At 54.6% G+C, this 14288-nt stretch carries 10 protein-coding genes; 5 read left to right on the top strand and 5 right to left on the bottom strand.

The features are described 5' to 3' along the window. Nucleotides 1-1140: 1140 nt before the first annotated feature. Complete coding sequence (locus tag GOW92_RS22760) at nt 1141-2412, bottom strand: DUF2272 domain-containing protein (RefSeq protein ID WP_170565457.1); 1272 nt, start codon at nt 2410-2412, stop codon at nt 1141-1143. A gap of 2158 nt (nt 2413-4570) precedes the next feature. Here GOW92_RS22760 and GOW92_RS22765 point away from each other — a divergent pair. Both GOW92_RS22765 and GOW92_RS22770 read left to right on the top strand, forming a co-directional pair. Then, a complete protein-coding gene (locus GOW92_RS22765) occupies nt 4571-5503 on the top strand; it encodes a hypothetical protein (protein WP_170565460.1) in 933 nt (310 codons plus the stop codon). Between the two features lie 244 nt (nt 5504-5747). Then, complete coding sequence (locus GOW92_RS22770; protein WP_302477324.1) at nt 5748-6263, top strand: DDE-type integrase/transposase/recombinase; 516 nt, start codon at nt 5748-5750, stop codon at nt 6261-6263. A gap of 184 nt (nt 6264-6447) precedes the next feature. Here GOW92_RS22770 and GOW92_RS22775 read toward each other — a convergent pair whose 3' ends face one another. After that, the gene (locus GOW92_RS22775; RefSeq protein WP_170565466.1) at nt 6448-7119 is read right to left on the bottom strand and encodes a helix-turn-helix domain-containing protein; all 672 of its coding nucleotides are present in this window, start codon (nt 7117-7119) and stop codon (nt 6448-6450) included. 644 nt (nt 7120-7763) lie between these two features. On the opposite strand from GOW92_RS22775, the gene GOW92_RS25395 reads away from it, so the two are divergent. The 3 genes from GOW92_RS25395 (at nt 7764) to GOW92_RS22785 (ending at nt 10334) form a co-directional block, all read left to right on the top strand. Further along, nucleotides 7764-8012: a DUF6455 family protein gene (locus tag GOW92_RS25395; protein WP_368040318.1), complete on the top strand. Its 249-nt coding sequence runs from the start codon at nt 7764-7766 to the stop codon at nt 8010-8012. A 255-nt stretch (nt 8013-8267) separates the two neighbouring features. Beyond that, nucleotides 8268-8828 (top strand): hypothetical protein, encoded by a 561-nt coding sequence (locus GOW92_RS22780; protein WP_170565469.1) that lies wholly within the window; start codon nt 8268-8270, stop codon nt 8826-8828. A 162-nt stretch (nt 8829-8990) separates the two neighbouring features. After that, nucleotides 8991-10334, top strand: coding sequence for an aspartate ammonia-lyase (locus GOW92_RS22785; protein ID WP_170565472.1), 1344 nt, complete (start codon nt 8991-8993; stop codon nt 10332-10334). 1484 nt (nt 10335-11818) lie between these two features. Here GOW92_RS22785 and GOW92_RS22790 read toward each other — a convergent pair. From GOW92_RS22790 to GOW92_RS22800, 3 genes are all read right to left on the bottom strand, one after another. Next, nucleotides 11819-12376 (bottom strand): recombinase family protein, encoded by a 558-nt coding sequence (locus GOW92_RS22790; RefSeq protein WP_170565476.1) that lies wholly within the window; start codon nt 12374-12376, stop codon nt 11819-11821. Between the two features lie 728 nt (nt 12377-13104). Then, complete coding sequence (locus GOW92_RS22795) at nt 13105-13641, bottom strand: cupin domain-containing protein (protein WP_170565479.1); 537 nt, start codon at nt 13639-13641, stop codon at nt 13105-13107. Between the two features lie 75 nt (nt 13642-13716). Then, the gene (locus GOW92_RS22800) at nt 13717-14286 is read right to left on the bottom strand and encodes an SRPBCC family protein (RefSeq protein ID WP_170565482.1); all 570 of its coding nucleotides are present in this window, start codon (nt 14284-14286) and stop codon (nt 13717-13719) included. Between the last annotated feature and the right edge of the window lie 2 nt (nt 14287-14288).

The raw sequence follows: 14288 nt of genomic DNA on the forward strand, positions 1-14288 counted from the left end.
CCTCAAAAAGATAAGCTTTCTTGCGTTCCAGATAAGTATACAAACAATTCCCAAGACTATGTATCCGAATATCCCTAAGGATTGAAAAAACTCCAACATTTTTCGAGTACCCCTATCGCTTAGCAAAAGCAGACTGAACTGTCTCAAAAATAGAATATGAAAAAGATTCCATCAACCTTAGATTGCAGAACATAATATCAATACCAGGCGCCAGGCTCATTAAATTTTTGCGCAGGATCGGACGGTAATCGCGAGGGAGAAAGTCAAAATGAACACCTTGGGACCTCTTTCGTACCGGACAGGTTTGTCCCGTGATAGCCAGTCCGGGATGCCGAGCTTTATTTCCATTCAATAAGGGCCTTGCGGAACCAGCCCGCGTTACATCAACGAACCCCCGGCAGCCAATAAGCTGATAGACGGCTGATCAGCCGGCTCAAGCCCCATTTTTCAACCGTAGGCTGGGCTCCCTACGATGTGCTGCGCGGCAAGCACATCAATCATGACCGTCTTGTGATCCATCGCTTCAGCACTTCACCCTCCCGCGACCCGCGCAAACACACCCACCATCATATTGCTCCATTGCTTCCACAGGCTGTAGGGGGTTTTGGCCACCCGTGTTCACAAGGTGCGCCAAGTTTTCGCAGCCCGTTGCTATTAATGATGACAATCCCACTCAATACGCGCCTGCCATCAACTCTCCGCCAAGCATGAATCTTCGAAAAGTAAAGCTGAAGCCGGGTCCTTTATTCGTTGGCAAACCAGAAAAATTACGCATTCGGCGCCCCTGAAACTCAGGGATTGGACTCACTCAACCCGGATGACCGCAACATAAATGATGGCTCCTGAGGCTGGGCGGTGAATTGGTGGCGACGAACTATCTACGATTCGGACATTTTTTACTTTTATTGCAGGACTATGGGAGCCGACTGCGGTCACGAGCAATTGCTCCGAGATCAAATATTCCGGAATACTTGATCAGCAAAATTATGTGCCAGGAGTTTCCGGCGGGGTCGGAAAACCGCACTGCAGGTTGGCCCGGCAGAAAACAGGAGCAACACCTATAGTGGTGTCATTCGACACATTAGCTGTCCTTTCGAGGACAGCGGAGTTGCAATCAGGTTTCTGCAGGGACTCTGTAACCTATGCCCTGAGCGCTTGTTCTGCCTTTGGTCGAAACTGGTTCTTCATAACCGCAAACAACCGTCGCTCATTCGCCAGTAACCCATTGCTTTTGCGACGGAAGATTTTCGTTTCAACCGAGAAACCAGATCCGTTGCCCGCCGTATTGGCAACATTGCCGCCTAACGTGACCACTGCGCGGTCCCTTACGGCAATGACGATACCGGTGTGGCTTTCAAATTTGCTTTTGACTTCAGCTTCGTCGTATGTGGTTTCGTTGGTGCCGCGCCATTGGCATAAAAGGTCACCAACCTGGGGTTCGGCTTCATCAATCCGGTATCCCCAGAAGTCACGATCCCGCCCAAGAACCTTATTCTGAATAGATTCATGAATATAAGTTGAGTGCCTGATGTCGAATTCTGTTCGTTCATACCCCGCATTTTCCAGGATCCACGAGATAAATGCCGCAGACCAAAACCACTCACGGTCCTTTCCGGCCAAACCAGCGTAACCGCGGGCGGTCCACATCTCGCTGATGTGGCCGTGATATGGCGACTTGTTTTCAAACCCGCCCCCCTTGTCGAAACGAAGCCATTCGCTGACCGCCTCCTGTATTGCCAGTTCAACTTTTGGCGCCTCGTTTGGTCTGAGGTATTTGGCGAACAGGTATCCCTCTGCATCCTTTCCATCCAACGTCACCATTGCTTTCGCGTAGCCGTTGTCTGTCTGCGGCCCCAGAATCAATGCGCTGGACCCGTAGTCCAATTCCTCCCGGACATTGTCATCTGAACTATTATCGGGGCTCGACCGGAACTTCAGGCCTTCAACCGCTACCCAACGCAGGTTCGCTGCACATGCGGTCACAGCTTTCAGACCATTTTCCGGCAGACAGTCGTAATTGTCGCATGCTCGCTCCGCAACCAGGATGCCAATATCTGCGGCCTCAATAGGGTCTGCCCTGACAGGTGACATGGCTTTGCCAGCTCCAAAGCTCCCCCAGTCGAAACCAGCAAGAGACTTTTTCTCACCAAATTCTTTCAGAATGCCGCGAAGCTTTTCCGCAGCCCCGGCCTGTGTCCGGGTCGGGTGCTCGCCCCAACAGGTCCGCCCCTTAACCACGGGGCGTTTGCAAACTGCTTTTTTCCAATAAGGGACGCAGGTACGTGAATATTCTGCCGGGTTCTTCAAGCGCAGGCCGGAAATCTGGGCCTGGTTCAGGAGTTTCTGATAGAGGTGCCAGAACCAATAGGCCTGCGGGGCGAAGAAATCCGCATAAACTTCTGGCTCAGACATGACTTCTTTGTCATGCCAGCAAATGCACCCAAAAGAAGAGGTAAAGGGCGTGCCTGCCAAAAGTGTCTGAACACTCGGACCAAATGGATATGCTTTTGCGACAGTCCGGCCTGAACCGCTTACGTCATGGTCCATGTCAGCGATATAGCAATCCGGATCAAATTGCTTAATCGCAAAGTTTATGATCCGGATGTTGCGATCAACACTATTTCCATCACTCCGGGTCCAGACGCCGATCGTGGTGTTCTCAATTCGAGCAGGGTCGACACGTCTTTGATTGGACCTGACTTTCCACACGTCGTTTATTGAGTGACCACGTATCCGGGCCTGTGTCATCCCTAAATCGTTCAGAGCAGGTGCGGTCTTCTGACCGGAACCAAATTTACTTAGTACGCAATTTGGATTGTAGATAAATGAACCATGACCAAACATAATATAGCTCCGAACAGATCGAAAAACTGCCCTACCGGGCAATAAATGAATTCCGCAAGCAAGGATCTCGTCGACTAAACTACCTTACGGGTCGCAGTGGTTCGTAGCAGAATTTGCCGCTGCGCCTGAACTGGAGGCTCATCGTTCACACCCAATAGGGTCTTGGTTAAGCCGATGCGCCACCGCAGATAGTCTACGAGGCTGCACCCCTGTGGGTGATACCGCAGCCGTCATCTTGCCATACCTTCGTTTGAAAGACCTGTTGTCTGTTTGTTGCTAAAAACACTCCTGCTCATCATCCAAACCTTCGCCATAGAGAAAGTCTCTCAGGATCTCATCAAATGGAGGAGCCAGATGATCGACGTGTAGACGCGCGCGCGGTCCACTACCCTGCGCTTGCTCGCTCATCCAAGCATTCAAATCAGGTCCGTTATTCCGATTATGTCTAATGTCATTCGATATTTTTTCAACTTTTGCAGGTGAGAAGCTTCATGTCAATCCATCTTGTCGATCAGCACAGGTTCATCCAGAGCACGGTCAGAAACCGACGGGACGTTCGGGCCTTGATCCTTCCGCGTATCTCAAGCCGTATCTGGCTTCGGCCAAACCGGCTCGCGAAGCTGTGGAATGTCGCGGTCAGAGGGGACTGCGGCGGGTCGAGTCTAAAAACAGTTGCATCGAATCACAACCTATGCGGGAATACGCCGGATGAGTTGGGTGAGGCTGGATGAAAACGCGGCATCTCTTTTGGGATGCCGCGTTTTCAGGAAACGCAAACAGAAATGAGCGGGGGGGATGGATAATGTTCGATGATCCCAATGGTTCTCAAACCTCAAGCCAAATGGCTGCGCAACAGCAATAATCAAAAGGACGGAGTGCCGCACCCGCCCGAACCCAAGAGTGTATCCGCGGCCGGATGTTCAGGCACTCTTCCGCCAGCGCTGACCGGGCTTGGACAGAGCCCGTTGTCGCGACACGCCCACGCCGAACGAGCTGTTGCAGGCCTGAAACCACTCGCTGATACTGATGTGTCGGAACACCAGACACTCTCGCTGCCGTTGTGCTCTCCCATGCCGCGTGCGCTTTATATGACCGCTTCCAGGCGCTCTTCCCTGGGCCGGTTTTCGGATTCGCAAGCCAGGGCCACCGCTTACGGGCGCAATATGGCCGTGGCCGGAGGATCATCCGCCAAAATCCCCCGATTTAGAGAATGGCAAGGCCTCCCGGCGCGCAGATAGCAGAGGCGCTTTCCAAACATCCCGTTTCCAACCTTGAAACCCACAGGAGTGGACATGAATGATGAGTGATCGGTTGCGCATTCCGGATTTGTTCGGTGATCCGGGCAAGCAGACGGGTTTTGCGCATTGCGGCCCCGCAAAGGATCCGGGCCTTTGCCGTGTACGGAAACGGGGAATGTCATGTCCGCAGCTTTCGATTCACGTCATCACATTTCATCCCCCGGAACGTGAGAGGGCCCGGGAAAGCTGTCTGCCGCGGGCGCCTCCCCGCACCACGCCTTTCTAGTGGGTCGGCCTCGTCGGCGGCCCATTTGGTTTACCTGCAGCAAAGCCATGGTGAGGGACGGGTTACCCCGGCCAACAAACATCCGCGGCCAGGATCGGTTTGCGGGATGCAGGGCCATGCTTTCGGAGAGTTCACACATCTTAAAACCTCACAAACCCCACAAACCCAATGTCCTGCCGGACAATCAACGTAGGAGAATGACATGACCGCTTCAAATTCCAATCGCACCACCTCTGGTTTATCGTTCAACAGCCAGGGCATCCAGTGGAGGCTTCCACCTGTCTCAGGCCCGAACGGCAGCTACGATTTTTCTTACGTTACGCAATGGGGCTGGGGGCTAAATCCTCAACGGACTACCCAGCTAGAAGCGACCTTTTATAGGGCCGCCGGCTCGAACGTCCGAGTCACCGAAACCTTTACCAACGACAACGCCCCCTCCACCGCGTTCACTTTCTTACGAGACGACAACAGCGCGTTTGCACAAATTGTCAAAGTTGGCAACGTCACCAAAAAATTCTCGGTCTTTGGTACCGAGGACAGTAACTTAAAAGAGTATAGTCTGAGCCACACTAACGGAGATAGCCTGTACGACCAATTGGAGGTCGTACGGTTTTCTTCCAATGAGGTCCCTCGCATCACCTACACTTATGACCTGGATTATCTCGTTGTTGCCGCTTACGCTGCTTACAGTGGTGGCGACATTAACTATAACCTTGTTGAGCGTGACCTTGTTAAACAGGTCATCTGGAAGAATACTGACAGTGACGCCGCAATCGAAGAGGTCGAATTCAGAAACCTTGGCTCTGAAGTTGATACAATACGTCTCAGTTCGCAACCACTCAATGAACTTAAAGGACTGGAAAAAATAACCCTTTCCGGCCCGGCTGGATCCAACCTGAAAATCGATTTAACCACCCTTCATTCACTACAGGCGGCGCGCAACACCAGGCTTCGTGTCGAAGGGGATGAGAATGACCGTGTGGAGCTTGCAAGGGGTTTCGTGAGCCGAGGGCAAGAGCAGGTTGGTGATGAGACCTACAATGCGTATTCCGCGGGTCCCGCATTAGAATTTCTCCTTGGTGCAGGAAGAGTCCTCATCGATCCCGATGTGGCTGTTGGGTTTGCTGTTGCCTGAAACAGGGCCGGCTTGAACGGCACTCCGTTCAAGTCGCCTCTACCACAAATTGTCGGCGCGGTTGACTGATAACGGCCCGAAACAGAACCAACTCCAAATCGCTGTTGGCAGCAGGCGCGCAAAACTGTCGTTGATGCCAGACGCATGAAAATCCCCGCCGGGACATTCATGCAAATGTGGCCTTCCATTTCTTCATGCGGGGCGCACTCTGCGGGTGAACAGCGCAGGCCTGAACCAGATCGAAATGGCCAAAAAGCTACCATGTGACCAACCCGGAACGACTGAGTTCCCAAAATCGGAAACACGACCGTCTTCTGCCAGCCGCCGACAGGGAACACCAGGACATCCAAACGCTTTTTGGGCAAGGGCCAGGAGGGCGGACGGATTGGCGCAACCTGGCATCACCAACACCGGCAAAGCCCCGAACGCCGTCGCGCTGGCCAGCTTGAGAAATGAAGGCAAGTGCGACGTGGATGTGGAACAGCGGCAGGCCAAATACCTCCACAACTCTGCCGAAGCGGATCACGGCACACTGAACCAGTTCATTCGACCGGGCGCGCGGTTTCAAAACGATCCAGAGCGCCTGGGCCACCATCAGGGGCTCGAGGTCATGCAAACGCCACGCAAAAGGCAAGGTCGCAGCTTTTCTTTCAGCAGCAGCCAGATTGACGAGACACGCATCCTTGAGCGTGCGCCTGGTTCGGATCCCTGCGCCATATCAGAAGCCCTGCCCAACCTCGAAATCCACCTCCTGGCATGACTGTATTTACACGGAAACGACAATAATCACCCCGAAAACAGATTTTCAGCTGAGCCGTCCCAATGGTTGAAAGACGCGCAAGATCCGACGTGAGGGTAAAAACAGGTGTTCCAATTAATGCCTTTTTGCAAAAAATGCTTCCAGCTGGTGGCCGCCCCACTTCATTTTGCAAGACCCCGGAGACTCAGATGCATCTTGTCCAGTTGATATAAAGAGCCTCGCAAATCTTTATCGTCGTGGGAACAGTGATGTTTTTTGACTCCACCATTTTGTACCAGGAGGCAGAGCCAAGGCCCGCAAGCGAGCAAACCTCGACGATGCTCAAGCCTTTTTCCATCCGCGTTTCCTCAATTAACCTAACAAGTTCATCTGAGCTCATATGGCCAGGTGCGTCCTGTAAATTCTGCGCCGGATCATACTGCTCCTGCAAGAGCCAGCTTGGCCGCACCTCAAGTGCTTCAGCGAAACGGATCAGATTTCTTAGCAACGGCAACCGTCGGCCGTTTTCAGTTGTCGCAAAATATTGTGGAAGTAAACCAACACGTTCGCCCGCCTGTTTCCGGGAAAGACCCAGATATTCTCGACGGTCCCGGACGTTTTTCGCCACGCGTTTGAGAAGCTCTTCCTTGCTTGGGATTGCGGCATGTCGCTGGGGCGCCATGAGATTGGGCAACGTTGTGTCGAGCGCTTTGGCCATAGCGTCGATAACATCCAGAGTTGGATTTGTCTTTCCGGTCTCAACCAGACTGACCGTGGGAAGGGATATGCCGGAGAGCTCGGCAAGCTGTGTCTGGTTCAATCCTTTTTCCTTACGCAGCTCTCGTATTGCCGCGCCCAGTATCTTTGCGGTGGACATAAAATCCTCTCGGATCAAATGCCTCCTTTAAACATCTCTAAATCATTGTTTTCGAGTCTTTTTCCCCGCTGAATTTCGGTTTGCGCGAGATTTTTCAGGGTGAATTTTTAAGCACGTTATGAAGATCTGAATGGCTCAGAATTGATGCACCCCTCATCGCAGGTCAAAGAGTTTTCCATAGTATCCTGTGGCTGGCAGTGAGACATCACCAGACCATCGCCTGAATGAACATAGCTTGTGGTCCTGATCGAGCGACGGCTGATCAGTGGTTGGAACGCACCACATCGCCATGGTGCGGATCTTCGAACAAGGAGGAAAAGAGAGCGAGACCAGGCAGAGATTAAGCCGTCCGTGACCGGCACAACCATATTGGCAACAACTCTGCCAGCGGCATCGGTGGGGCAGGTATTGGCCGGGGAGATGAAAAGCAATCTCATGGACGCCGTGGCACACCGATGCTGAGGCGGCGGTCACAAACCCAAAAGCAGCACCATACAGAAATTCACGAAAAAAAGGATTGTTTTGATCTAAATCAAAATATACTAACTAGTTAGTTGTTAAGTTTGGCCGTAGCCTGCTTTTGTAAACACCGTCTACGAGAAGTGGCACTAAATGAGAATTATGGAGGGCTCTACGCAATGGGTATGCTCAAAGATATTGAACGCAGACAAACGACAATGAACGCGATGTCCCAGAAGACAGGCGTTAATTGGAGCAAAGCAGTTGAGGCTGATCCCTCACTGGCCAAACATTATCGAGGGGCCCTTATTCGATGCACTCAATGCGCGCATGCGAGTTCCTGTCGTACGTGGATGGATGGATTGGAAACTGCCAACGAGGCCCCCGGTTATTGCAAAAACAAAGACCTGCTCCTGCGCGTTAAGACCGCTTAACATCGTCTTGGATCTGAAGGAGTGGAATGTTCGGGGGCGGCGGGACCCTTTCGGGTTCACGTTCCAGCGGAGAACCCCTGCCTGTCCTCCACGGGCGCAGGCGGGGTTGTCCCCGTATTTTCAGAGTGGCCGAAGCTTGTGCGCGCAAGGCGCGCCTGTCACCCGCGGCTGGCGCCGAACACGTTTGGCGCGTGAGGCTGGCGCGCACTCACTGGTACGTTCCTCCAGCGCATCACTGGGCAAGGTCGCAACCATATGCCGGCCCTGATTCAAATTCGATCCGTTCAGCGCGATCGTCCGGCGCGCCGGACGACCGCGTTCGGCAAGCGCGCCATTGGCGCTGGCAGACATTTCCCTGGTATTGAAGTCTTCAGCAACACCAGTTCCGACCTGTTTGCAGCGGTCAAGACTGGTTCTGGGGTGACTGCCCTTGCGGATGCGGGCACGACGCTGGTGACGTTCGAGTGCCTCAGGGCCGAATGGAAGGGAAATCCGCACACCCGAACCCAAACAACCCGTGGCTGGCACCACCATATTGGCAAAAGCCCTGTCACCACCAACGACATGACAGGTATTGGCCAGGGCTTCATGCTCAATCGCAAGGTGAACACTGACATGTCGGCCGGATGCTTCCGGGCTGATCCTGGCATTGTTGATCTTTCGGGGCAAATCAAGGGCGTCGCGGCAACGCACCCAGTCGATTTCAGGCAAACGGGCTTCGGACCACCTGGCATTCAGCTTGCGGGTCTGAACCTCCCGCCCCTGGAAACGGAACGTATCACTGCGCCCACGCAATTTGCGCGAAAGCCGCCCTGAAATCGCCGGGCCCTGTCGTTGCTGAATATGTCAAAGCACAGCGCGAAACGCCCAAAGGCCACTCTCACAACCCCTCCCTCAAGACGGGCGAGGTTTCCAGCCAGGCAAAAGATGAGACACAGACAGCGTCCGTGGCGCTGCACAACAACCGAAAGCCGATCCATGACCCATCGCACAGAATTCGACTCCCTGGGCAGCGTGAGCTTGCGCGCCGATACGCTTTACGGCATCCAGACCGCCCGCGCCGTCGAAAATTTCAAGATCTCGAACGTGCCGCTCAGCCATTTCCCCCGGCTGGTCGAGGCGTTGGCCTGCGTAAAAAAAGCAGCGGCACTGGCCAACCACGCCGCCGGGGTACTCGATGCCAAAAAAACACGCACGATCGAAGCCGTTTGCGACGAGATTCTGGACGGACAGCATCACGAACACTTCGTCGTGGACATGATTCAGGGCGGTGCGGGTACATCGACCAACATGAATGCCAACGAAGTCATTGCCAATCTGAGTCTGATCCGGATGGGCCACGCGCCCGGCCATTACGCGCACCTGCATCCCAACGATCACGTCAACCGATCTCAATCCACCAATGACGTCTACCCCACCGCCATACGGCTGGCGGTGTTGCGCATGCTGGAACCGCTGACCCGCGCGCAGCAGGATCTGGTGGCGGCTTTCCGCGAACGCGCCGATACCTTTGCCGGGATTGGTAAGGTCGGCAGAACCCAGCTGCAGGACGCGGTACCGATGACTTTGGGGCAGGAATTCGCCTCATTTGCCAATACGCTGGCCGAGGACATCGATCGCGTCCGGCAATTGTCCCGGCTGTTGCTCGAAATCAATCTGGGCGGAACCGCCATCGGCACTGGTGCCAACGCACCCGCGGGATTTGCCAACCAGGTGGTCCGGCAGTTGTCACGGATCACAGGGCTGCCTTTCACACCCGCCGAAGATCTGATCGAAGCGTCTTCGGATCTGGGCAGTTTGGTGATGTTTTCGGGTGTGCTAAAACGGCTGGCCGTGAAATTATCCAAGGTCTGCAATGACCTGCGCCTGCTGTCCAGCGGCCCGCGCGCCGGACTCGGAGAGATCCGACTACCACCCGTACAGGCAGGCAGCTCGATTATGCCGGGCAAGGTCAACCCGGTGATACCAGAGGTTGTCAACCAGGTCGCCTATCAGGTGATCGGCAATGACATAACCATAACTATGGCCGCCGAATCCGGGCAGTTACAACTGAACGCGATGGAGCCCATCGTGACCTACCGCCTCCTCGATTCCATCCGCATCCTGCGTCGGGCGATGGATACGTTGACGCAACGCTGCGTGAAAGGGATCGAGGCCGACCGGGATCGCTGCGAATCCCTGTTGGCAAACAGCCTCGTTTCAGCCACTGCGCTTGCTCCGGTGCTGGGCTATGACGCCGCCGCCCGAATTGCCAGGCAAGCGCTGGCAGACGGGTCGACGATCGCCGAGGCGCAAGCCCGGCTGGGTGTGCCCAACAAATAGTGCAACAGCGCCTGTGGCCGCTATGCTGCCACGGGCGACCCCCCCCTCAAACCGGGATCTTTCCGATCGCCATGCTCAAAACCAGGCCTTCCCTTCACCCCAAACGATAGGCGGCACCTTTTCAAAACCTGCCTGATGGGCTTATGGCAACGCTGCGCGCGTGTTGAGGATTGAGAGTGGAGGGCCTTGATTTGGGAGCGCCTCTCGCTGCGCGGCATCCTCTTTCAGCTGCAGCCACTGACCCCGTTCCGCGGGGTTATTTCTTGGTCGTGAAAGTATCGTTATCCGGTTGCAGCCATGACTCAGGCCTCTTCATGCGGCCACCGGTTACATGCCTGCGGCATGGCCAGGCGCGAACCGTCGCCCTTGGCAAGTGCCGTTTCCGACGAACCCAAAACTTGCGATACATCCGTCCAACGGCAATCCGGATCTGTTCAGTGCTGTGCGGGGCAGAACCTCGGGAGTGGAGGTACTCAACAGATCAAGTCTTGGCCGCACATCGCGGAGGGGGATCGTGAGTCCGGCGCGATTGCGGATCGGCTGAGAGAACTGCCCCGCACAGGTCAAAGTTTACGTTACGTAAAGCAAGGCGGCAAGCGAGCGTTTGCACCGGCTTTAAACTGTGGCTGTTTTGCACCGTTTTGATCCCGTATCGGGTGTCGGCGATTATCGCCTATGTTGTTGACATAGCTCCAATTTCTGTGATTTCCCGGTCTCCGCACCACGGCTTCACCAACCAACCAAGCCGACACGGAATCTGTGCAGTTTACTGAGGTAAAAAAACAGGTGTTTGGCGCCGGAGTTTTTTTGTCCCAACGGTCCTGAAAAAGTGGGATGGTCGGGGGTCGCGGGCGCCTTGCAGGTTTTCGTTCCAGCATAAAACCCATGCCTTTCCGCCACGGGCACGGGCTTCCCGCGCGAACGTGTCAGCCGCGCCCAAAACACCCGTGGCCAGCGCAACCATTTTGGCAACAGGCCCGTCAACGTCAGTGCTCCCAACCCGGATCAGGAGCGATGGTGTCGATCAAACTGCATATGCCGGCAAACAGGTTGCCCTGCCCGGCTGCCGGAAGCAGTTCACAACGTCCAGCCGCCTGCGATCATCACTGCATAGTCGGGCCCGGTCCAACGAGCGACAACATGGACTGCAGACCTGGCAGGCATGTCGCTTGTATGCCGCAAGTGCATTTGGTCCTTGCTGCCAGGGTTCGCGCCGATTTTGAGGCTGAACCCGCCGGGTGCGACAGCAGGAACGGTCACCCATTGCGGCGGTGCGGCCTTTCTGCCGTCGCCGAATATGCCGATACACAGCACGAAGCGGTCAAAAGCCGCTCTCCCAGTCCTCCCGATTTGAGCAAGGTGTCATTTGTGATGCGGTCAATGTGCCGCCATTTCTGTTTTGAGCAGACCAGCTATGCACCACTGACTTCGGCACATGCGGTGTCCACATCACTTGAGAACATTCCATTGTTGGCAATGCCGCTTCAGCACCCAAGGTCAACATACCTTTTGAAGGTGCGTTCTGACACGTTGTACTCCTTGCAGATCGTTCTGATATCCTTCCTGTTCTGCGCCAGATCATTGAGTGCCATTTGTATTTGCTGCTCAGACAATGCGCGCGGACGGCCCAACCGCTTGCCCCGCAGGCGCGCCGCGCTGAGCCCCGCTTTGGTTCTTTCGCTGATCAGATTGCGTTCGAATTCCGCCATTGCGGCAATCATATGAAAACAGAGTTTTCCTGTTGAGGATGTCGTGTCTATGGACTCGGTCAGCGACCGGAATTCCACTTTCTTTTCCACCAACCTGGTCACCATGTTCACCAAACCCAGGAGCGATCGTCCCAGACGATCAAGCCGCCAGACGACAATAATATCTCCCTCGGATGCGAACTCCATCGCGGCCTCCAGACCTGGCCGATGCATATGTATCCCGGAAATACCCGTGTCACTGAAAATCCTTGTGCATCCACATTGTTTGAGTGCTCTGGTTTGTAGATCCACATTTTGGTCATCTGTAGATACGCGTGCGTAGCCTATCAACATGTCTTCTTCACCATCTTTTGGAGTGAGCGCCTTAAGGTTTTCAAAAAAATGAGAAAACCCCACAGTTCAGTGTCAAACACCTCGTGAAATGCCACGCATATCGGAAATCGCTAAACGCACTAAGATCCCTGATTTCAGATGGCACCGGCGATAGGGGGATTTTGGGAGGTGTTATGGATTATATCATGGTTTCTTCAGTGTTTCGTATCTCCTCTAAGCGTGACAGCGCCAGGTTGTTTTTGCAGGACCAGATCAGTCACATGTGCTCTGATGGGGACCCGTCTCAGTGACATGATCCGCCCCCGGGCTGAAAGCGTCTTCCGCGGAATGTCGACAGATTCCGGCTTTCATCCGTCGGCGTCGGGATTGGAAAAGCGCAGTGATATCGCCATGGGCCAATGAAATCCTTCTGTCTGGTTGACGTGTCGCCGCAACACCTCCGATTGAGGGCGTTATGCAAATCATCTGCCGCCTCGACCGCGCGTTTCAGCCGGAATTTTTCCCCGATGATCGGGTCCATGACCTCATCCCTATAGCAAAAGCCAGCCGAGCCCAAAGGGCACGCCTGGTCCAGTTGACAAAAGACCCGCCGAGGCAACCTGTTGGTGACTACCACTCACCAATTACAGTCAAGCCAGTCCTTAACGGCCTCGGCGGGTTTTCGCTCCCATACAGTTCAGCAGGTATGGTTCCTGATCGCCTGCTGAACACGGAGAAATGCGCCGGGCTCAACCGGGTGTTTTCAAGTGCGCATCCCGGGTTTCATACAGTCTTTCATCCGCATAACCCATTGTTTGGGGCCGGCCTTTGCCAAGCATGACCTGGAAATAACACGGCTCGAGGCTGTCATTGACATACCCATGTATGATGCCAGCCGGGCAGGCGACGCATTCCCATTTTCCGAGCTTCTGGTAGATGCGGCGCCCCGTGCCTTCCTCTTCAAAAAACACGTTCAGATGACCTTCCAGAACAAAGAAGATTTCCTCGACCTCATGCGTATGGGGCGCGTTTCCTTCCCCCGGGTTCACAAACATGATGCTGCAGGTGAACGCTTCGGCCGGGATCACGTCGGGGTCATTGTGCTTGCCGGATCCGCCACCGCCGATAAAGCGGTGCTGCGCGCGTCGGAACCCGTCAATCTTGGCATCCTCGAAGGCTTCCCAGTCTGCCGTGATATCACTGAATTTCCGAACATACTTTTTTGCAATCTCCTCCAGTGTCATGTCCTGTACATGGGGAAGACGCGCGTGACGTGCAGTACTCATTTTTTTTCCTTTCGCATTGTCGATTAATCTTGTTTCTGTTCGCTCATTTGCCCGGCCGGCTCTCACACCGCCGGATCAACTGGTTTTCGATCCGAAAAGTCGTTTGAACGGACCGGATATCCGGCTGAGAATTCCCTTCAGCACAATCGCAACCGGTTTTAATTCAGTCGCAACAATTGCGTCCGCCTCTTCCTCGGTCGCAGCGCTCAATTTGGCTTCCAAAACGCGGGAGAATTCTGCGGTAAGCTCGCGGGCGACGTCTTCAATCAGACCCTGGCGGGCAAATTGTGCCAGGCTGCCGGACAGCGCGACCTTGGACTCTATGGCCACGATAGTACCTGCACCATCTTCCTGAAGCTGATAGGTGGTACTGGCATTCACGCGTGTACCGCTGCGGCGATCAAGGCCCTTCGCCTGCAAAATACCGAGCCACTCCTCATCCCTGCGCTCGATAACAACTTCGCCTTGAAACTCGGTCGCGACCGGACCCAGTTTCGCGTTCAGGGAGCCATTGAACTGCGTGTCGCTGACAGCTTCACCAAGCTCCGCGCCCGGCAGGCAATCAGCGACCAGCTGAACATCGTTCAAAGCGGCCCAGACTTTCTCTGCCGGCAGTTCGATTCTGAATTCCTGTTTGATATCCATTG

The organism is Ruegeria atlantica, assembly GCF_013032505.1.
Classification (GTDB): Bacteria; Pseudomonadota; Alphaproteobacteria; order Rhodobacterales; family Rhodobacteraceae; genus Ruegeria; species Ruegeria atlantica_F.

Excerpts from the sequence above, each read along its gene's own strand:
- GOW92_RS22760 (WP_170565457.1), bottom strand. The coding sequence starts at position 2,412 with ATGTCTGAGCCAGAAGTTTATGCGGATTTCTTCGCCCCGCAGGCCTAT.
- GOW92_RS22765 (WP_170565460.1), top strand. The coding sequence starts at position 4,571 with ATGACCGCTTCAAATTCCAATCGCACCACCTCTGGTTTATCGTTCAAC.
- GOW92_RS22770 (WP_302477324.1), top strand. The coding sequence starts at position 5,748 with ATGGCCAAAAAGCTACCATGTGACCAACCCGGAACGACTGAGTTCCCA.
- GOW92_RS22775 (WP_170565466.1), bottom strand. The coding sequence starts at position 7,119 with ATGTCCACCGCAAAGATACTGGGCGCGGCAATACGAGAGCTGCGTAAG.
- GOW92_RS25395 (WP_368040318.1), top strand. The coding sequence starts at position 7,764 with ATGCTCAAAGATATTGAACGCAGACAAACGACAATGAACGCGATGTCC.
- GOW92_RS22780 (WP_170565469.1), top strand. The coding sequence starts at position 8,268 with ATGCCGGCCCTGATTCAAATTCGATCCGTTCAGCGCGATCGTCCGGCG.
- GOW92_RS22785 (WP_170565472.1), top strand. The coding sequence starts at position 8,991 with ATGACCCATCGCACAGAATTCGACTCCCTGGGCAGCGTGAGCTTGCGC.
- GOW92_RS22790 (WP_170565476.1), bottom strand. The coding sequence starts at position 12,376 with ATGTTGATAGGCTACGCACGCGTATCTACAGATGACCAAAATGTGGAT.
- GOW92_RS22795 (WP_170565479.1), bottom strand. The coding sequence starts at position 13,641 with ATGAGTACTGCACGTCACGCGCGTCTTCCCCATGTACAGGACATGACA.
- GOW92_RS22800 (WP_170565482.1), bottom strand. The coding sequence starts at position 14,286 with ATGGATATCAAACAGGAATTCAGAATCGAACTGCCGGCAGAGAAAGTC.